The organism is Affinundibacterium fentianense (assembly GCF_018139545.1).
GTDB lineage: Bacteria > Pseudomonadota > Gammaproteobacteria > Burkholderiales > Burkholderiaceae_D > Undibacterium > Undibacterium fentianense.
Map to the genome: position 1 here is coordinate 754,271 of NZ_JAGSPJ010000001.1, position 20,133 is coordinate 774,403.

The following is a 20,133-nucleotide window of genomic DNA, read 5'->3' on the forward strand; positions in this document are numbered from 1 at the left end:
GCAAAAAAATGACATGCACTTGTCGACTACGAATAAAAGCTCACCACAAAAATCAAAAAGCCCCAAAAGTCTGTTCTGACTTTTGGGGCTTTTTCATGATTTGTCTATATCGTCAATCCAACTTATCAGACGATTCGACCTACTCAAAAAACTTCTTTACTTTATCCATCCACGATTTGCTTTGTGGACTATGCTTCGAACCACCTTCAGTCGTCAATTGTTCGAAATTACGCAACAATTCCTTCTGTTTTTCAGTTAGTTTCACTGGCGTTTCAATGACAACGTGGCAGAACAAATCGCCAGCGTAACCAGAACGTACGCCTTTGACACCTTTACTACGCAAGCGGAAAGTTTTGCCTGATTGCGTACCTTCAGGGATCGTGAATGTCGCCTTACCACTCAAGGTTGGCACTTCGATGTCGCCACCCAGAGCTGCTTTGACAAAGGAAATCGGAATTTCGCAATGCAAATCATCGCCTTCACGCTGGAAAACCTGATGTGGTTTGATATGAATCTCAACATACAAATCACCTGGTGGACCGCCGTTAATGCCGGGTTCACCATTACCTGAAGAGCGAATCCGCATGCCGTTATCGATACCAGCAGGAATCTTCACTTCCAAAGTCTTGTTACGCTTAATGCGACCTGTACCATTACATGGATGACATGGGTCGGTAATCATCTTGCCGGTACCATGACACTTAGGACAAGTTTGTTGAATACTAAACAGACCTTGTTGCATACGCACTTGTCCATGACCAGCACAAGTCGTACAAGTGACAGGTGATGTACCTGGCTTGGCGCCTGAACCATGACAAGTTTCGCACTCGTCATAGCTTGGTACGCGTATCGTCGTATCAAAACCGTTGGCAGCCTGCTCCAAGGTAATTTCTAGGTTGTAGCGTAAGTCGGCACCACGATACACCTGTGGACCAGAGCTACGACCACGACCACCGCCAAAAATGTCGCCAAAAATGTCGCCGAATGCATCAGCAAATCCAGCACCGTGACCGCCTCCACCGCCGCCCATATTAGGATCGACACCAGCGTGACCATAGCGGTCATAAGCTTCGCGTTTTTGCGGATCAGACAGCATTTCATAAGCTTCTTTTGCTTCTTTAAATTTGTCTTCCGCAGTTTTGCTGTCCGGATTCCGATCCGGATGATATTTCATCGCCAGCTTGCGATAAGCCTTTTTGATTTCATCATCTGAGGCATTTTTTGCAACGCCCAGAATTTCGTAAAAATCACGCTTCGCCATCTCGATTACACCTTGTTTTCATTAGAGTATTGCGTTTATCAAGCTTCTAAACCTCTCAACACAGAGACACAGAGGCACAAAGAAAAACAATTAAAGCGTCTGTTTTTCTCTGTGAACCTCTGTGTCTCTGAGCCTCTGTGTTTAGAGGTTTTGACTTACTTTCCGCAAGATTACTTGCTGTCTTTCACTTCTTTAAAATCAGCATCCACGACGTCGTCATCTTGTGGTTTCGCATCTGCACCAGGTGCCGCACCTGCTGCGCCACCAGCCGCAGCTTGTTGTGCTTGCATGTCTGCATACACTTTCTCACCCAACTTTTGCGATACTGTCGACAAATTACCGAGCTTGGTATCGATCTCTGCTTTGTCGCCTGATTTCAAGACATCTTCTAACTCTTTGATTGCTGCTTCGATTTTCTCTTTTTCGCCAGCTTCTAACTTATCGCCGTGTTCGGCCAAGGCTTTCTTGGTTGAGTGAACCAATGCGTCGCCTTGATTGCGAGACTCAGCCAATTCTTTGACTTTTTTGTCTTCTTCCGCATTCAATTCAGCATCTTTCACCATTTTTTGAATTTCTTCTTCAGTCAAACCAGAGTTTGCCTTAATAGTGATTTTGTTCTCTTTACCAGTTGCTTTGTCTTTCGCGCCAACGTGCAAAATACCGTTCGCATCGATATCGAAAGTCACTTCAATTTGTGGTGTACCGCGTGCTGCTGGTGGAATACCTTCCAAATTGAATTCGCCCAAGCCTTTATTACGTGCAGCGATTTCGCGTTCACCTTGGAACACTTTGATCGTTACCGCAGGTTGATTGTCATCCGCAGTCGAGAACACTTGGCTGAACTTGGTTGGAATCGTTGTGTTCTTTTGAATCATCTTGGTCATCACGCCGCCCAAAGTCTCGATACCCAAAGACAATGGTGTAACGTCCAACAACAACACGTCTTTACGGTCGCCAGACAAGACAGAACCTTGAATCGCAGCACCAACCGCAACCGCTTCATCAGGATTCACGTCTTTACGTGGTTCTTTACCGAAGTATTCTTTGACCAGTTCTTGCACTTTCGGCATACGAGTCATACCACCAACCAAGATCACATCATCGATGTCAGAGGTTTTTACGCCTGCATCCTTGATCGCCAAACGGCATGGCTCGATCGTTTTTTGAATCAACTCTTCAACCAAAGCTTCCAACTTAGCGCGAGTGATTTTCAAGTTCAAATGCACAGGTGCGCCGTTTGCCATCGCGATATATGGCTCATTGATTTCTGTTTGCTGTGAGCTAGACAATTCGATCTTCGCGCGTTCTGCAGATGCTTTAATACGTTGCAACGCGATAGGATCTTTAGACAAGTCCAAACCATTGATTTTCTTGAACTCGTCAATGATGTAGTCGATCACGCGTTGGTCGAAGTCTTCACCGCCCAAGAAAGTATCACCGTTAGTCGACAATACTTCGAATTGCATTTCGCCATCAACGTCAGCGATTTCGATAATGGAAACGTCGAACGTACCACCACCCAGGTCATACACAGCAATCTTGCGATCGCCTTTTTCTTTTTTATCCAAACCAAACGCCAACGCTGCTGCAGTTGGTTCGTTGATAATACGTTTGACATCCAAACCAGCGATACGACCTGCATCTTTGGTTGCTTGACGTTGTGCATCGTTAAAGTAAGCAGGAACGGTAATCACCGCTTCTGTCACTTCTTCACCGAGGTAGTCCTCAGCGGTCTTTTTCATCTTACGCAACACTTCTGCAGAGATTTGTGGTGGCGCCAATTTCTTGTCACGCACGGAAACCCATGCATCACCGTTGTCTGCTTTAGAAATGCTGTATGGCATCAAGCCGATGTCTTTTTGTACTTCTTTTTCATCGAACTTACGGCCAATCAAACGTTTTACCGCATACAAAGTGTTTTTTGGATTCGTCACAGCTTGGCGTTTTGCTGATGCACCAACCAAGATTTCGCCATCTTCTTGATACGCAATAATGGATGGCGTGGTACGCGCACCTTCTGCATTTTCGATCACTTTTGGCTGGCCGCCTTCCATTACAGCGACGCAAGAGTTGGTTGTACCCAAATCAATACCGATCATTTTTCCCATGATATTTCCCTATCCTTAAAAATTATATTTTTGAACTTGGCGAGCTACATTTTGAGAAAACATCAAATTGCGCTCTTCTGTGTCTGATGTATGGCAAAAAAGCCGCTTTTCAAGATACTTTTCGCATTTTTTTGAATTTTTATGCGATTTTTCTCATGTTTCTAAGGCTTTTATCGCGTTCTCGTTCAGTAAACAGTTTTTTTATTTTGCTTGTGCAACCGTGACGAGTGCTGGACGCAAAAGACGATCAGCAATCATGTATCCTTTTTGCAAGACTGTCACAATCGTGTTTGCCTCTTGTTCCGCTGGCACCATCGAAACGGCTTGATGCTTAGATGGATCCAGTTTTTCACCTTGCTGGGGATTAATTTCTATCAAACGATTTTTTTCAAAGGCAGCATTTAATTGCTTCAACGTCATTTCCACGCCTTCTTTGATCGATTCGACCGTTTGGGTTTCAACTTTCAAACCCATTTCCAAGCTGTCTTTTACAGGCACCAAAGACTCGGCGAAACTTTCGATCGCAAATTTATGTGCTTTAGAAATGTCTTCTTGGGCGCGCCGACGGATATTTTCACCTTCAGCCTTGGCACGCATAAATGCATCTTGCAACTCCAACACTTTGGACTCTAATTGCGCCAAAGTTTCTGCAGAAACACCTGGCTCAACGATAGACTCTGGGCCAACCTGATTTTGCGCAGCGGCGGCCTGCAATGCCTCAACGTCAATCGAAGTTGCTATTGTTTCAGTATTTTCGACTGGTTTATCTTGCTCTTGCATTAACAATCTCCATAAAAATCAACTATTGCCCCTTTAAATGAGGTGGGTATTCGCTAATTCAAGTGTCACACCGTAAATTTTTTGGCTTTTTTTGAAATTCGACCTACTGTTGTATGACATTTTATTAAATAACAACATCTTAGGGCATCAGATCAAGAGATAATGCACCTCTCTTTGATCGGTAAAAAAGACGGAAGTCCCTGCCGATTTGGACGACAAGTGGCGTAAAATTGCGGGCTTTGAAAGATAGCCTTGTGCTGGCACATAAAAGTTAGGATATTCACATGATATTAGTCACTGGTGGCGCGGGATTCATAGGCGCAAATTTTGTCTTAGATTGGTTAACAGAATCTCAAGAATCTGTCATTAATCTCGATAAACTAACTTACGCTGGCAACCTGAATAACCTCGTCAGCTTAAAAAATGATCCGAGACATCTGTTTATCCACGCTGACATTAACGACAGTGAAACCTTAAAAAAATTACTATCAGAATATCAACCTAGGGCCGTACTCCATTTCGCTGCGGAAAGCCATGTGGATCGATCCATACATGGTCCAGCTGCGTTTATACAAACCAACGTCAACGGCACATTTGCGCTGCTAGAAACCGTACGCGCCTACTGGCAAAATTTAGACAGTGACAAAAAATCGATGTTTCGCTTTTTGCATGTTTCGACAGACGAAGTGTACGGAACTTTAGAGGCGGATGATCCCCCTTTCACGGAGACAACCGCTTATGCGCCGAATAGTCCTTATTCCGCGTCTAAGGCAGCCTCAGACCATCTAGTACGAGCCTACCATCACACTTATGGCTTGCCAACTTTAACAACAAATTGTTCAAATAATTATGGGCCCTTGCATTTTCCGGAGAAACTAATACCGCTCGTCATTACCAACGCCCGCGCGGGAAAAGAACTTCCGATCTATGGAGATGGAAGTCAAGTGCGCGATTGGCTCTACGTCAGCGATCATTGCGCGGCGATTCGACGTGTGTTGGAGTCGGGTATTCCCGGTGAAACTTATAATATTGGCGGCTGGAATGAAAAAACGAATCTGAATGTCGTACATGCCATTTGCGATTTACTCGACGAATTGCAACCAAAAGAAAATGGCAGCTATCGTGACCAAATTCGCCATGTCAAAGATAGGCCGGGTCATGATAAGCGTTATGCGATCGATGCAAGAAAGATTGAACGAGAACTTCACTGGAAGCCAGCGGAATCATTCGAAACCGGGTTACGAAAAACTGTCGGTTGGTATCTTTCCAACGATGTTTGGACGGAACAAGTGTTATCAGGTGACTATAAGAACTGGGTAAATTTGCAGTACCAAACTTAAACCGTACCCGTGCACAATCAAAAAAAGAAGAGACTCAAATGACACAATCACGACGCAAAGGCATCATTTTGGCTGGTGGTTCTGGCACCCGCCTGTACCCAGTAACAAAGTCCGTATCCAAGCAATTATTGCCAATCTACGACAAACCGATGATTTTTTACCCGCTCACTTCTTTGATGTTGGCGGGTATGCGCGACATCCTAATCATTTCCACCCCACAGGACACGCCACGATTTCAGGAACTTCTTGGCGATGGATCACAGTGGGGCATCAATCTAAGTTATGCAGTCCAAGCGTCGCCAGACGGTTTGGCACAAGCCTTTATCATTGGAAAAGAATTTGTTGGTGACTCCCCATCCGCTTTAATTTTGGGGGACAACATCTACTATGGACATGAGTTTGAAGCCATGTTGCGAAGCGCAGATAGTAATCTCGTCGGGGCGACGGTCTTTGCATACCACGTGCAAGATCCAGAACGCTACGGTGTCGTTGATTTCGATGACCAACGCAAGGCATTGAGCATAGAAGAAAAACCTTTAAAACCGAAATCAAACTATGCAGTGACCGGTTTGTATTTCTATGATCAACAAATTTGTGACATCGCTGCCAGCATCAAGCCATCAGCCCGCGGTGAATTAGAGATTACCGATGTCAATAATGTCTATCTTCAGCAAGGACAACTCAAGGTTGAGCTGATGGGGCGCGGCATGGCTTGGCTAGATACGGGTACGCATGACTCCCTATTAGAGGCAGGTCAATTTATCGCCACAATCGAAAAACGTCAGGGTTTGAAGGTCGCCTGCCCCGAAGAAATTGCTTTTCGCAAAGGCTATATCACTGCATCACAATTAGAAGAATTAGCACAACCTCTTAAGAAAAACGAATATGGTCAATATCTGTTAGGCCTGTTAAATCACAAAAGCTTCTAAATTTTCGCCAACATTTTCTATGAATATTATTCAAACCGACTTGCCTGAAGTCGTCATCCTAGAACCAAAAGTTTTTGGCGACGCACGTGGTTTTTTTTATGAAAGCTTTAACGCAAAGACTTTCGCTGCTTGCACGGGCATTCATACCGAATTCGTACAAGACAATCATTCTCGCTCAGCCAAAGGCGTTTTGCGTGGCTTACATTATCAAATTCAGCAGGCTCAAGGCAAGTTAGTTCGTGTCATCGCGGGTGAAGTATTCGACGTCGCAGTTGACGTGCGTCGTAGCTCACCAAACTTCGGCAAATGGACTTCGGCGGTGTTATCCGCCAGCAATTCACGACAAATGTGGATACCCCCTGGCTTTGCGCATGGCTTTATTGTCACTAGCGAGTACGCAGAATTTTTATATAAAACAACCGACTATTGGGCACCAGAACATGAGCGCTGCTTGCTCTGGAATGATCCCGCATTGGCCATTACTTGGCCGTTAGATGCTTGCCTCAATGAGCAACCCGCTTTGTCGGGCAAAGATCAACTAGGTAAATTGCTTGTTGATGCCGAGGTTTTCGCATGAAAATTTTGTTGACAGGAACAAGCGGACAGCTCGGTCAAAGTTTAGTCAAAGCATTAAACGATGTGTGTGAATTGATTACACCGAACCGTCACGAGTTGGATTTGTCGAACGTGGCTTCAATCGCTCCTTATATCCAACAATGCAAACCCGACTTGATCATCAATCCTGCCGCATACACGGCCGTCGATCTCGCGGAAAAGGAGCGTGAAACGGCATTTCGTGTCAATGCGCAGGCGCCAACAGTGTTCGCGCAAGAAGCGAAAAAATTGGGTATTGGCTTGATTCACTTTTCCACTGATTACGTATTTGATGGAAGCAAAGCAACAGCCAATGGTGAACAGCTACCCTACAATGAACAAGATAGTTGCAAACCATTAAATGTCTATGGCGCCAGCAAATTAGCCGGTGAACAAGCAATTACGGAATCCGGATGCCAGCATTTAATTTTACGAACCAGTTGGGTTTACTCAGATTTCGGAAAAAATTTCTTGCTGACTATCCTGCGCCTTGCCAAAGAAAAGACCGATCTGAATATCGTGAATGATCAATGGGGTACCCCGAGCTCCACTTTATTTTTAAGTGATGTGACCAAACAAATTTGGCTCCAAATGCAAGGCGCCAACAATGCAGCGTCATGGTGGCAAAATCATAGTGGAATTTATCATTTAACGCCCGATGGATTTACCAACTGGTGTGAATTTAGCCAAGAAATCGTTAACAGTGCTTCGCACTTGGGCTTATTAGACATGCCACGACCAAACATTCATGGCATCCCTAGCTCCGCCTATCCGACGCCAGCGCAACGACCAATGAACTCGCGCCTCGATAAGACGAAAATCATTCGTGACTTTGGCATTACGATACCTGATTGGCGTACAGCCTTACAGGTCTGCATGCAAGATCTCGCTGGGAAGAAACAATCAGGCTCCAGCATCTAATATGTCCCTAAAGAAAAACACAATTTGGAATCTGATTGGTAGTGGTTCGCCCTTGTTGGCAGCGGCGGTCTGCATCCCTTATACCTTGAAGGCATTGGGCGCTGAAGGCTTTGGCGTCTTGACCTTAATTTGGGCACTCATCGGCTATTTTAATTTTTTTGATTTTGGCGCTGGGCGGGCCTTAACCTACGAAATTAGTCGCCTTCAAACCGCAATGTTCGATGCGATTTCCGAACAACGTAGACAGGCTATCCATCAAATCTTGAAGGCGGGCTTAATTCTTACCGCTGTCACGGGAATTTTGGGGTTTCTATTAATTATGGGTTTTGCCTACCCGCTTGCACATGATTGGCTGAAGATCACACCCACATGGCAACATGACGCCAAACTTGCCCTACAAATTACCGCCGTTGGGGTGATTCCGGCAACGCTGACAAGTGGAATGCGTGGTGCACTCGAAGGGCTCGGTCAATTCAAAGAATCAAACATCAACAAAATCTTCCTTGGATTTTGTATGTTTATACTACCCGCGCTATCAATTTTCATCCATGGTTCCAGCTTATGGCGCATCACCATTTATCTTGTTTTAGCTCGCTTGGTGACGGTTTTGTACGGATGCATTCAACTCAAGCACTACCTTTTTATTCCTGAGAAATTACATCCGATCGATGCAGCAACCCACAATTTTAGCAAAGTCAAACTGCAAATCCGTCAATTAGTTTCTTATGGCTTTTGGGTCACCATCACAGGCATCGTGAGCCCGCTGATGGTATACGGTGATCGTTTTTTTGTCAGCGCCTTAGTCGGAGCAGATAAACTATCTGAATATGCCATTCCCCAAGAAGGCTTAATGCGATTGCTCATGATTCCTATCGCAATTTGTGGGGCGTTGATGCCAGTATTTGCGACCATCGCAAAGAAAACAGACTTACAATTATCGTATGCAACCAATTTACGTCGTATGGCAAAAATCATGGCAGGTCTATGCCTTTTGACCTTGATCCTGGCCTATCCTGGCTTCGCTTGGTGGATTTCACCAGAATTTGCAGAAAAAGCTTTTCCGATTACAGCGATACTCATCTTCGGCACCTTCATCAATGGAGTTGCTGTAGTACCATATACCTTGTTACATGCAACGGGAAATACCAAGACAACCGCACTCTTTCATATTTTTGAACTTTTTTTCTATATGGGATTGTTGGTACTGTTAACTCGACATTTTGGCTTAATCGGCGCCGCCTTTGCGTGGGTCTGTCGCGTCACAGTCGATTGGGTACTACTCCACTTTGCTGCACAACGTCTACTCAATATAACTTTGCAGGATCGCGAATGTTCACCAACTTAATGTGGAAGCAGACGACCCCATGTTCTGATTTTAAACAAGCTCTTAACGTGAGATTGTCTGCATGATCCATGTCGCCATTATCAGTCATGGTCATGAAGAATTGTTGATCAGCAGCGCGCTGGGCGGCTTACTCGACGCTGCTAACGCACCAATAGGATTACCTCACCTCAAAATCTGGGTTAAAGACAATCGACCTTCCGCCAGTTTAAAGGCCTATTGCGAAACTCATCAGGTTTTTTACACGGACGCGGATGCCGGACTAGGCTTTGGCGAAAACAATAACTATTTATTCGACTTAATACATACGAACACTGGATTCAAAGATAACGATCTTTTTCTAGTGATGAACCCAGACATTACGGTCACACCAGAGACCGTGTTCACGCTCGCAAAAAATATGCGCGAGACAGGACAAGCGTTAGCTACCTTGAATTTATATCGCGATTCACAGATGGCAATCACCGACAACAATATCAGACGCTTTCCAGGATTGCGTTCTATCATCAAAATTCCATTGACTCATACTTTTAGCGAGACATACGATAAAGAACGGATTGCGGCATCATCGGATAATATTCCCGTTGAATGGGCATCTGGTGCATTCCTCGCATTCACGCCCAAGCTATATCAAAATCTCGGTGGATTTGATCCAAGTTATTTTATGTATTTTGAAGATGTCGATATTTGTTATCGCGCTATTCGCTATCATGGTGAAGCTGTGCACTACTATCCCCATCTGAAAGCAATACATTCCGCGGCACATAAAAATCGGAATATTTTCTCTCAACACGCGATGTGGTTTTTTCACAGCTTTCTCAAATTTCTGCTGCGACGCTATCTACACCTGCGACCTGCAAGATCTGGCATAAAGTCAGACAGTTCTCGACTTTCATAATTCACCTATGCCGAATAAAATTCTCATTACCGGAACCACAGGTTTTGTCGGATCGCATTTACAGCAAATGGCCGAAACACAAGGTCGTGTAGTCATTTGCCCGGTGCGACGTGTCAGTGCGAGTCAGAATAAAGACACGCCAATTATCGAGCGCATTGACGCTGACACGAACTGGCTTCCCTATTTGCAGGAAGTCGACACCGTAATACACTGCGCTGCGCGCGTCCATGTGATGAATGAGACTGCGGCCAATCCTTTAAACGCCTTTCGCGAAGTCAATTTATATGGAACTTTGCGTTTAGCAGAACAGTCTGCCTCGGCTGGCGTGCGTCAATTTATCTATCTCAGCTCCGTGAAAGTCAATGGAGAAATGACGCAACCAGGTAAAGCTTTTACAGAGAATGATACGCCGCAAGCAAGCGATTCTTACGGTATTTCTAAACAAGAAGCTGAGGCTGCATTGATTGAACTAGGACAAAAAACAGGAATGGCGATCACAATTATTCGCCCCCCCTTAGTGTATGGACATGGCGTCGCGGCAAATTTCTTGAGTTTGCTCAGATGGGTAAAAAAACAAGTTCCTTTACCATTGGCGAGCATACATAATCAACGTAGCTTTATTTTCGTCAAGAACCTCGCCGATTTCATACTACACTGTGTGCAAAATCCAAGCGCTTTTAACCAAACATTTCTGATTTCTGACTGCGCTGATTTATCAACGACAGAACTCTTACGAGAAGCGGCGAAAGCATTAGAGGTGCCTTCACGTCTATTGCCGCTCCCCGTGGGCTTGATTCAATTTGTGGCGAAGACGATCGGGAAAAAAAATATTGCGGATCGCTTGTGTGAATCCTTGTGTGTTGATAGCAGTAAGGCGTGCACGCTATTGCATTGGTCTCCGCCCTACTCTGTACAACAAGGTTTGCGTGAAAGTGCCAGTGGTTTAGCGCAGACAAATAACAAATGACAACAAAGAATGATTTGAGAGATTAACTTGATGAAACGACTAACTGACTTAACGATCGCGTTTATCGCCTCGGTAGTTTTATTTTTGCCGTTTGTATTGGTGGCATTGATGGTACGCTTCACGTCAAAAGGCCCGATTATTTATTGGTCTGATCGTGTCGGGCGCAACAATCAGCTATTTAAAATGCCGAAATTCCGCTCCATGTTGATCGACACACCCGCTGTCGCGACCCACTTACTAAGCAACCCCGATCAATATCTGACGCCGATTGGTTCCTTTTTGCGAAAATCTAGCCTAGACGAACTCCCCCAATTGTGGAGTATCATCAAAGGCGACATGAGCTTCGTCGGACCACGACCAGCGCTATTTAATCAAGAAGATTTAATTGCGCTTCGTACCGAAAAACTAGTTCACACAATTGTTCCCGGATTAACTGGATGGGCACAGATCAATGGTCGTGACGAACTGCCCATTCCTCAAAAAGTTGAACTAGACAGCTATTATTTGCAAAACCAATCACTATTCTTGGATTTCAAGATCTTGTTTTTGACATTTTTTAAAGTGATCAAACGTGATGGCATCACGCACTAGTGTTCTGTCAAGCGTCATCGTTTTCTGACCGATTCCATTCGATTCACCCGCTACTGAAATTTCACACCTCAGACTATCATCATGATGCATTCGTTAGTGAATCTTCCCCGCCTGCACAAGCAACTCATCGCTGGTGTGGTTGATGCTATTTTCCTGCCATTAGCATTCATTCTCGCCATACTAACGCGTTACGAATCGGTCAATTTTGATTTAATTAAACATTACGCTTGGCTGATTGCGGCCGTGCCACTGTTCGCGATTCCTCTCTTCATCAAACTTGGTCTGTATCGCGCGGTGATCCGCTACATTGATCATAAAATGGTTAGCGTCATTGTTATTGGGGTTAGCCTGTCAGTCTTAGCTTTGGCTTTTCTCAGTTTCATGCTGCAGTTGACAGCGATCTCGCGCGCTGTTTTTGTTATCTATTGGTTGGGCGCAATTCTCTATGTCGGTGCAAGTCGATTCGCTGCACGTGCCTATCTTGGCGGGCTAAGACGCAATCCCCATGCAATTAAAGTGGCAATATATGGCGCGGGCACAGCGGGAATGCAATTGGCGAATGCCTTGCGTGCCGGGCATGAACTCGATTGTGTCGCTTTTATTGATGACAATCAAACCATGCATGGGTCATCGATTGCTGGCATTAAGGTCTATCCTGTCACCGCCATACCGCAATTGATCAAGAATTTTGGTATACATGAAGTGTTGCTCGCGCTACCCACGGTTTCTAAAGCAAAACAAAAACAAATACTGGATCACCTAGAAGGATTTAAAGTCCGTGTCAAAGTCACGCCTTCAATTAAGAGCCTTATCAATGGCGAACTACGTGTACAAGATATACGCGATGTTGAAATTGACGATTTGCTAGGACGCGATCAAGTCGAACCCGATGAAAGCCTTTTAGCGACCTGCATCACAGGGAAAAATGTTTTGGTCAGCGGCGCAGGTGGTTCGATTGGTTCCGAGTTGTGCAGACAAATTCTGCGCCAGAAACCACGGTGCTTAGTGCTATTAGAAATATCCGAGTTCTCGCTTTATTCGATAGAACAAGAGCTCTCTGCGTTGCGCGATCAACTGAACTTGCGCTGCGACATTAAACCATTCTTAGGCTCAATTCACGACACAGCCAAACTCGACAAAATTTTCCACGGATTCCAAATTGACACCGTCTATCATGCGGCAGCGTATAAGCATGTTCCGCTGGTCGAGCACAATCCAATTGAAGGTATACGGAACAATGTTTTCGGGACCAGCAATTTGGCCCAAGCAGCAATCCAAGCGGGAGTAAAACAATTCGTGTTGATCTCCACAGATAAAGCAGTACGCCCAACCAATGTAATGGGTGCCACCAAACGCTTAGCTGAGCTAATATTACAAGCCAATGCGAGGCGTCAAAATACAACCCGATTTTGTATGGTCAGATTTGGCAACGTGTTGGGCTCATCAGGCTCAGTCGTTCCCTTATTTCGCAAACAAATCATGCAAGGTGGCCCCATAACGCTCACTCACGCTGAGATCACTCGATACTTCATGACGATTCCTGAAGCAGCACAACTCGTTCTACAAGCTGGTGCGATGGGACAAGGGGGTGACGTCTTCGTACTCGACATGGGTGAGCCCGTCCGTATCATTGATCTGGCACGTCGCATGATTCACTTATGTGGACTTGAAGTTAAATCATCAGAGCATCCTGAAGGTACAATTGAAATTCGCGAAGTAGGACTGCGCCCAGGAGAAAAACTCTACGAGGAATTGCTAATTGGCGACAATGTCGAGAGGACAAGCCATCCACTTATCATGCGCGCACAGGAATCCGAGCTATCTTGGGATGAATTGCATCATGCACTAGGAGAACTAGAACAAGCCTGCAGCCGTTTCGACTTCGAAGGAGTGCGCACCTTGCTTCAACAATTGGTGCACGAATATCAGCCCCAATGTGGCATTGAAGATTTTATTTGGCAAATTGAAAAGAAGACCTAAGCAGACAAAGCTAAGCACTGTTTCCCCAAGTGACTCAATGCTTGATAAGGACTTCGGCAGCACATCAGAATTATTCGAACTTCATAGATTGAGATTGAAAACATTATGTCCCTACTCTCCAAAAGTATCTTTAAAGCCTACGATATTCGCGGCATCCTAAATAAAACCCTCGATGCCGAGATCGCCTATTCGATCGGGCAAGCTTTCGGTAGTGCCGCGCTTGCGAAAGGTGAAAAAACGATTGTAATCGGTCGCGATGGACGCCTGTCCGGACCATCTCTGGCTGCAGCGTTGGCCAAAGGTCTACAGTCAACTGGGGCGGACGTCATTGATCTTGGGGTTGTCGCGACACCGATGGTGTATTTCGGTACAAACGTCCTCGGCGCCAGCTCTGGCATTATGGTCACGGGCAGTCATAATCCTCCCGACTACAACGGCTTCAAAATGGTACTCGCTGGTGAAGCAATTTATGGCGATACTATCTTGGCTCTATATGATCGTATTTTGGCCAAAGATTTTGTTAAAGGCGATGGCAAATATAGTGTACATGACATCAAAGCGAGTTACCTTGAGCGTATCATCAGTGATGTCAAACTCGCCCGCCCAATTAAAATTGCTATCGACTGCGGCAATGGTGTTGCTGGAGCATTCGCGGGAGATTTGTATCGTGGCATGGGTTGTGAAGTGATTGAAATGTTTTGCGAAGTCGATGGCAACTTCCCTAACCACCACCCCGACCCTGCGCATCCAGAAAATCTGCAAGATTTGATACGCTGCTTACAAACATCCGATGCAGAAATTGGTTTGGCATTTGATGGTGACGGTGATCGTCTCGGTGTCGTGACGAAAGATGGCCAAATCATTTATCCAGACCGTCAGTTAATGTTGTTCGCTGCCGACGTTTTATCGCGCAATGCAGGCGCACCAATTTTATATGATGTGAAATGTACTCGCCATTTGGCGCCTTGGATCAAATCCCATGGTGGCCAGCCTTTGATGTGGAAAACAGGTCATTCACTTGTTAAAGCCAAACTTAAAGAAACAGGTTCGCCACTCGGTGGCGAAATGAGTGGTCATGTATTCTTCAAAGATCGCTGGTTTGGTTTTGATGACGGCTTATATGCCGGTGCGCGCTTGCTTGAAATATTGAGCAAGGTCACTGATATGACCAAGACATTAAATGATTTACCACAATCAACTAGTACGCCAGAACTCCAACTTAAACTCAAGGAAGGTGAGAATTTCGCCATCATTGAACAGATGCAAAACGATGCTGACTTCCCTGGATCTACCGAAGTCATTTGTATCGATGGATTACGTGTTGAATATCCAGATGGCTTCGGACTGGCGCGCTCGTCGAATACGACGCCAGTCATCGTCATGCGTTTTGAAGCAGAGACACCAGAGGCTTTAGCACGAATTCAAGCAGCATTAAAAGCGGCGATTCTGGCAGTGAAGGCAGATGCAGTTTTGCCGTATTAGATACGTTGTCGGAGCAAGCGACTACCTAGCCGCAATGTTCCCGTTCTCGTACATTCGAGAGGGCTAGCCAAAAACCTCAAGCAATACGCTTCATTGAACTAGCCCCCAAATCGTGCTTTGACTCCCCCACCCCTTTTCTCATTTAGTCGAGAAAGGGGCAACCCAAAAAATCCTGTGGACCAACAAAGTGAAAATTCTCCTTATCCGCGTTTCTTCTCTAGGCGACGTCCTGCACAATATGCCCATCGTCGATGATATCAAGGCGCACTATCCCGACGCACAAATTGATTGGGTGGTCGAAGAAGCTTATGTGAATTTGGTTAAACTTCAACCCAAGGTCAACAAGGTCATCGCCTACGCGCAACGTCGTTGGCGTAAAAGCCTGGGAAATAAAGAAACACGTGCTGAGATCAAACATTTTTATCGTACATTGCGCGAAGAAGCTTACGATTTTATTTTTGATACCCAAGGATTGCTGAAAACTGGAATCATTATGGGGATGGCACGTAAATCACCGAATGGAAAGAAAGTAGGTCTAGCAAATGGTACGGAGGGATCAGGGTATGAAGGAATATCGAGAATATTTCATGACTTAAGTGTACCAGTAGATCGGCGTACACACGCGGTGTTGCGAGGTCGCCTTGTCGCCGCAACAGCGTTAAATTACCAAGTCGATACACCAGCTAGTTTTGGCTTGCAAAAGCTTCAAATTCAGCCAACCTGGATGCCAACTAGCCCTTACATCGTGTTCTTTCATAGTACTGCGGGTGAATCCAAAAGATGGGCGCGTCAAAATTGGATTAGCACAGCACGCGATCTGCAGGTAACTGGTTGGCCGATCTTGATCCCATGGGGATGCGAGTTAGAAAAACGAGAATCCGAAGCGATGGCAGCAGCGATGTCCAACGCGCTTGTGCTACCTCAGCTCTCTATGCAGGAGGCGATTGTCCTTACACAGCGAGCAGCCTTAGTAATTGGCGTAGATACCGGACTCGTGCATATCGCGGCAGCCTACGAAACTCCTACCATTGAACTCTACTGTGATTCTCCGAAATGGAAGACTGAGGGGAACTGGTCCGACAAGATCATCAATTTAGGGGATCAAGGACGTCCACCTAGTGTCGCTGAGGTTGAAATCGCGTTTGAGAAACTTTTGTCTATCAACTCAATCGCAAATATAAAAAATAACTGACGAAGAATCGCCAGTTATTTGCGTCACATCTAGCGTAGCGAAACAATCAGAACTTCCATATCATCGCCGCACTGAAATTAGTCATGTCTTTAGCGGGTCGCTGCGCTTCAAGGCGAACGCTAAAGTTTGTATTGACGTTGTAGGCAAAACCAATGCCGAATAAGCTTCCCGAATCGGATGCAGAACCACGTCGACCGGAATATTCAGCACTTGCGGCGATTTTATTGTAGCCAACACGTCCAAAGAAATCAAAATTATTTCCAAGATCAGTTGTCCCAATGAGAGAGATCGCGCTTTGCGTTAAATTGGCATCCACCCCCAACAACTCCAGGGTTGCAAGTCGACGATATCCACCTTCAACAGACAAGCTCTTCGTCATTTGGTAGCCGATAAATCCTCCGACGCTCCCCATGCGTCCCGACAAATCATTGATTTTTGAACTACCTGCATCCAAGCCAGCGTAAAAATTCCCTTGATTATCTGCGGCAAAAGCATTCATCGTGCAAGAAGCGATTGCAGCTACAAAGATTTTTCTCAACATATTCGATCCTATATCAACTAAAAAATTAAAAATTAACCAAAGAAAGATGCGAATTATACATGGCTAAAATTAAATATTAGAATGAAATATTATAAAGGTGATTACAAAGTTCGCTACAAGGACAATCACAAAGTCGGCGTGATTTCTTAACGCGTTAGAAATATCGCAATTTGAATATCGACAGGAGGAAGCTGAAGCGAAACCACGCGATCAGTGTGATCAGCGCATTGAATGACATGCAATTTTCTGTACGAATGGAAGATCAAAGAAATCGGCCATTTTGTTTATTCGATCTCTACCCTATCGATAAACTAATTTGGCAGCGAAACAAATGTTTTAATTATTTTTCTTTGCGGGAGTGTGACTGGTTGCAGGTTTACTTTCAATCTGACTACCCGCTTCTAAAATCTGCACGAATATTTCATCTTTTTTTATCATACCAAGCTCAAAGCGAGCTCGTTCTTCGACAGCCGAAGTTCCGTTCTTCAGATCTTGCACCTCGGAGTCCAATTTTGCATTCCGTGCTTTAAGGCCATCATTGTTCACTTGCGCAGCGGTCACTTGTTTATCCAATTCCCAAACGCGCAGCCATCCTCCCTTTCCTAACCACAGTGGAAACTGGATCAAAACTAATAAAGTGAATAAGGCGATGGTAATCAGGCGCATGCAAACTCAATGAGCATTAATTCAAACAACTTGACTATATTTTAAAACAATAAAAAGGGGAAGCTAACTTCCCCCTTTTTATTATTACTTTTTCGACCGCAGTCTCTACTATCAATATCAATTACTTCAGATTATAGAACGCATCACGCCCTGGGTAGCTCGCGATTTCACCCAAATCTTCTTCGATACGCAAGAGTTGGTTGTACTTCGCCATACGGTCAGAACGCGACATAGAACCCGTTTTGATTTGCAAGGCATTCATACCGACAGCGATATCCGCAATCGTGCTGTCTTCAGTTTCACCAGAGCGATGAGAGATCACCGCTGTGTAACCTGCGCGTTTCGCCATTTCGATCGCCGCGAAGGTTTCTGTCAAGGTACCGATTTGGTTAATTTTGATCAAGATAGAATTAGCGATACCTTTTTGGATACCTTCTTTCAAGATTTTTGTGTTGGTCACGAAGAGATCGTCACCCACGATTTGTACTTTTTTGCCGAGTTTCTCAGTCAAGATTGCCCAACCTTCCCAATCGCCTTCAGCCATGCCGTCTTCGATAGAGATAATTGGATATTTGTCGCACCATGTCGCCAACAAGTTAGTGAAATCGGTAGAAGACAATGTCAAGCCTTCGCCTTCCAAATGATACTTACCATCTTTGTAGAATTCGCTTGCAGCGCAATCTAAGCCCAAAGCGATTTGTGTGCCTGGTGTGTAGCCAGCCGCTTCGATCGCTTGAATGATCAACTTGATCGCTTCTTCATGATTTTCTACGGAAGGCGCAAAACCACCTTCGTCGCCGACAGCAGTTGTCAAACCTTTGTCATGCAAAATCTTTTTCAAGCTATGAAATACTTCAGCGCCATAACGAATCGCTTCACGGAAAGTTGGTGCACCAACTGGAATGATCATGAACTCTTGCAAGTCCAAGTTATTGTCGGCATGAGCACCACCGTTGATCACGTTCATCATTGGCACGGGCAATTGCATTGCGCCAGAACCACCGAAATAACGATACAAAGGCAAGCCTGCTTCTTCAGCCGCTGCTTTAGCAACCGCCATAGAAACCGCCAACATCGCATTCGCACCTAAGCGTGCTTTGTTTTCTGTGCCATCTAAGTCGATCAAGGTACGATCCAAGAAAGCTTGTTCATTCGCATCCAAACCCATAATCGCTTCAGCGATTTCAGTATTGATGTTTTCGCAGGCTTTCAACACACCTTTGCCGAAATAACGAGATTTATCGCCATCGCGCAATTCAATCGCTTCGCGTGAACCAGTCGATGCGCCTGATGGTACGGCCGCACGGCCCATCACACCAGATTCCAACAAAACATCACATTCCACTGTTGGATTGCCGCGTGAATCAATCACTTCACGACCGATAATATCTACGATAGCACTCATTCAATTTCTCCTAAACGATCAAATTACAGTAAATAAAGGTTCATGCTTAAGCAAGGAATACAAAAACTCAATTTGGACGATATAGCACTCTCTGTCAGAGCTCTATATGGTGCAGATAAATACCGCGAGTCGCAGCGCATTCATCAGGTTTCTCGCTTCAAAACATTCTGCGTCATGAAAGCGATTTTTCGTAATACCAAGCCTGCAAACCGATGATAAAAAATGCCTCGCAAAGCGTTTGCTCTGGGAGGCATTTTCTTAATTAAAACTAGATTCTAAGAATCCATTTTTCTTCACTACACGATCTAAATCCATCAATGTAGCCAACAACTCTTTCATACGCCCTAATGGTACGGCATTCGGACCATCTGACATCGCTTGCGCTGGGTTTGGATGAGTTTCCATAAACAAGCCAGCAATACCGACAGCGACCGCAGCGCGCGCCAAGACTGGTACGAACTCACGTTGACCACCTGAAGATGTACCTTGACCACCTGGCAATTGTACTGAATGCGTCGCATCGAAGACGACTGGGCAATTGGTTTCACGCATGATCGCTAACGAACGCATATCGGAAACTAAATTGTTATAGCCGAAGGACACACCACGTTCACAGGCCATGAAATTATCTTCTGGCAGGCCCGCTTGTTGCGCTGCCAAACGCGCTTTCGCAATGACATTGATCATATCGTGTGGAGCCAAAAATTGACCCTTCTTGATATTCACAGGCTTACCAGATTGGGCACATGCTTGAATAAAATCAGTTTGACGGCACAAAAATGCTGGCGTTTGCAAAACATCGACGACTGCCGCAACAGGCTTGATTTCATCGATTTCATGGATATCAGTGAGCACAGGTACATTCAACTGTTTCTTCACATCGGCCAAAATTTCCAAGCCTTTTTCCATACCCAAACCGCGGAAGGAAGTGCCAGACGAACGATTCGCTTTGTCGAAAGACGATTTATAAATAAAAGGAATACCGAGTTCTGCCGTGATATCTTTCAAAGCACCAGCGGTATCGAGTGCCATCTGATGCGACTCGATCACGCATGGGCCTGCGATCAAAAAGAAAGGATGCTCGAGACCTACGTCAAATCCACATAATTTCATGCTGTTTTTTCCTTCGGACTAGG

General features: G+C 45.2%; 18 protein-coding genes. 11 read left to right on the top strand and 7 right to left on the bottom strand.

Translation table 11 applies throughout. The features are described from left to right. Nucleotides 1-139 precede the first annotated feature (139 nt). From dnaJ to grpE, 3 genes are all read right to left on the bottom strand, one after another. Nucleotides 140-1,261: a molecular chaperone DnaJ gene (gene dnaJ / locus KDM90_RS03355; RefSeq protein WP_212674136.1), complete on the bottom strand. Its 1,122-nt coding sequence runs from the start codon at nucleotides 1,259-1,261 to the stop codon at nucleotides 140-142. Nucleotides 1,262-1,431: 170 nt separating this feature from the next. After that, nucleotides 1,432-3,369, bottom strand: coding sequence for a molecular chaperone DnaK (dnaK, locus tag KDM90_RS03360; RefSeq protein ID WP_212674137.1), 1,938 nt, complete (start codon nucleotides 3,367-3,369; stop codon nucleotides 1,432-1,434). Between the two features lie 201 nt (nucleotides 3,370-3,570). Continuing rightward, nucleotides 3,571-4,149, bottom strand: coding sequence for a nucleotide exchange factor GrpE (gene grpE, locus KDM90_RS03365; protein WP_212674138.1), 579 nt, complete (start codon nucleotides 4,147-4,149; stop codon nucleotides 3,571-3,573). Between the two features lie 278 nt (nucleotides 4,150-4,427). Here grpE and rfbB point away from each other — a divergent pair, with 278 nt between their 5' ends. From rfbB to waaC, 11 genes are all read left to right on the top strand, one after another. Continuing rightward, nucleotides 4,428-5,489 carry a dTDP-glucose 4,6-dehydratase gene (gene rfbB, locus KDM90_RS03370; RefSeq protein WP_212674489.1) on the top strand — a complete coding sequence of 354 codons (1,062 nt, stop codon included), beginning with the start codon at nucleotides 4,428-4,430 and terminating at the stop codon, nucleotides 5,487-5,489. Nucleotides 5,490-5,527: 38 nt separating this feature from the next. Continuing rightward, entirely contained in the window at nucleotides 5,528-6,418 is an 891-nt protein-coding gene (gene rfbA / locus KDM90_RS03375; RefSeq protein ID WP_212674139.1) for a glucose-1-phosphate thymidylyltransferase RfbA, read from the top strand. A 19-nt stretch (nucleotides 6,419-6,437) separates the two neighbouring features. Next, nucleotides 6,438-6,995 carry a dTDP-4-dehydrorhamnose 3,5-epimerase gene (gene rfbC / locus KDM90_RS03380; RefSeq protein ID WP_212674140.1) on the top strand — a complete coding sequence of 186 codons (558 nt, stop codon included), beginning with the start codon at nucleotides 6,438-6,440 and terminating at the stop codon, nucleotides 6,993-6,995. Continuing rightward, nucleotides 6,992-7,933: a dTDP-4-dehydrorhamnose reductase gene (gene rfbD / locus KDM90_RS03385; RefSeq protein WP_212674141.1), complete on the top strand. Its 942-nt coding sequence runs from the start codon at nucleotides 6,992-6,994 to the stop codon at nucleotides 7,931-7,933. Before rfbC ends, rfbD begins: the two co-directional genes overlap by 4 nt. A 1-nt stretch (nucleotide 7,934) precedes the next feature. After that, complete coding sequence (locus KDM90_RS03390) at nucleotides 7,935-9,278, top strand: flippase (RefSeq protein ID WP_212674142.1); 1,344 nt, start codon at nucleotides 7,935-7,937, stop codon at nucleotides 9,276-9,278. 61 nt (nucleotides 9,279-9,339) lie between these two features. Further along, on the top strand, nucleotides 9,340-10,173 hold the full coding sequence (locus KDM90_RS03395; protein ID WP_212674143.1) for a glycosyltransferase: 834 nt from the start codon (nucleotides 9,340-9,342) through the stop codon (nucleotides 10,171-10,173). Between the two features lie 7 nt (nucleotides 10,174-10,180). Continuing rightward, nucleotides 10,181-11,140 carry a UDP-glucose 4-epimerase family protein gene (locus KDM90_RS03400; RefSeq protein WP_212674144.1) on the top strand — a complete coding sequence of 320 codons (960 nt, stop codon included), beginning with the start codon at nucleotides 10,181-10,183 and terminating at the stop codon, nucleotides 11,138-11,140. 30 nt (nucleotides 11,141-11,170) lie between these two features. Further along, complete coding sequence (locus KDM90_RS03405; RefSeq protein ID WP_212674145.1) at nucleotides 11,171-11,731, top strand: sugar transferase; 561 nt, start codon at nucleotides 11,171-11,173, stop codon at nucleotides 11,729-11,731. 81 nt (nucleotides 11,732-11,812) lie between these two features. Beyond that, complete coding sequence (locus KDM90_RS03410) at nucleotides 11,813-13,711, top strand: polysaccharide biosynthesis protein (protein WP_329605287.1); 1,899 nt, start codon at nucleotides 11,813-11,815, stop codon at nucleotides 13,709-13,711. Between the two features lie 105 nt (nucleotides 13,712-13,816). After that, nucleotides 13,817-15,193: a phosphomannomutase/phosphoglucomutase gene (locus KDM90_RS03415; protein WP_212674146.1), complete on the top strand. Its 1,377-nt coding sequence runs from the start codon at nucleotides 13,817-13,819 to the stop codon at nucleotides 15,191-15,193. Nucleotides 15,194-15,380: 187 nt separating this feature from the next. Next, entirely contained in the window at nucleotides 15,381-16,385 is a 1,005-nt protein-coding gene (waaC, locus tag KDM90_RS03420) for a lipopolysaccharide heptosyltransferase I (RefSeq protein WP_212674147.1), read from the top strand. A gap of 46 nt (nucleotides 16,386-16,431) precedes the next feature. On the opposite strand, the gene KDM90_RS03425 is transcribed toward waaC, so the two are convergent. The 4 genes from KDM90_RS03425 to kdsA all read right to left on the bottom strand — a co-directional run bounded on the left by KDM90_RS03425 (nucleotide 16,432) and on the right by kdsA (nucleotide 20,110). After that, on the bottom strand, nucleotides 16,432-16,926 hold the full coding sequence (locus tag KDM90_RS03425) for a porin family protein (RefSeq protein WP_212674148.1): 495 nt from the start codon (nucleotides 16,924-16,926) through the stop codon (nucleotides 16,432-16,434). Between the two features lie 336 nt (nucleotides 16,927-17,262). Next, nucleotides 17,263-17,592: a cell division protein FtsB gene (gene ftsB / locus KDM90_RS03430; RefSeq protein ID WP_212674149.1), complete on the bottom strand. Its 330-nt coding sequence runs from the start codon at nucleotides 17,590-17,592 to the stop codon at nucleotides 17,263-17,265. Between the two features lie 121 nt (nucleotides 17,593-17,713). Continuing rightward, nucleotides 17,714-18,997 (bottom strand): phosphopyruvate hydratase, encoded by a 1,284-nt coding sequence (gene eno, locus KDM90_RS03435; protein WP_212674150.1) that lies wholly within the window; start codon nucleotides 18,995-18,997, stop codon nucleotides 17,714-17,716. A 258-nt stretch (nucleotides 18,998-19,255) separates the two neighbouring features. Continuing rightward, entirely contained in the window at nucleotides 19,256-20,110 is an 855-nt protein-coding gene (gene kdsA, locus KDM90_RS03440; protein ID WP_212674151.1) for a 3-deoxy-8-phosphooctulonate synthase, read from the bottom strand. Nucleotides 20,111-20,133: the final 23 nt, after the last annotated feature.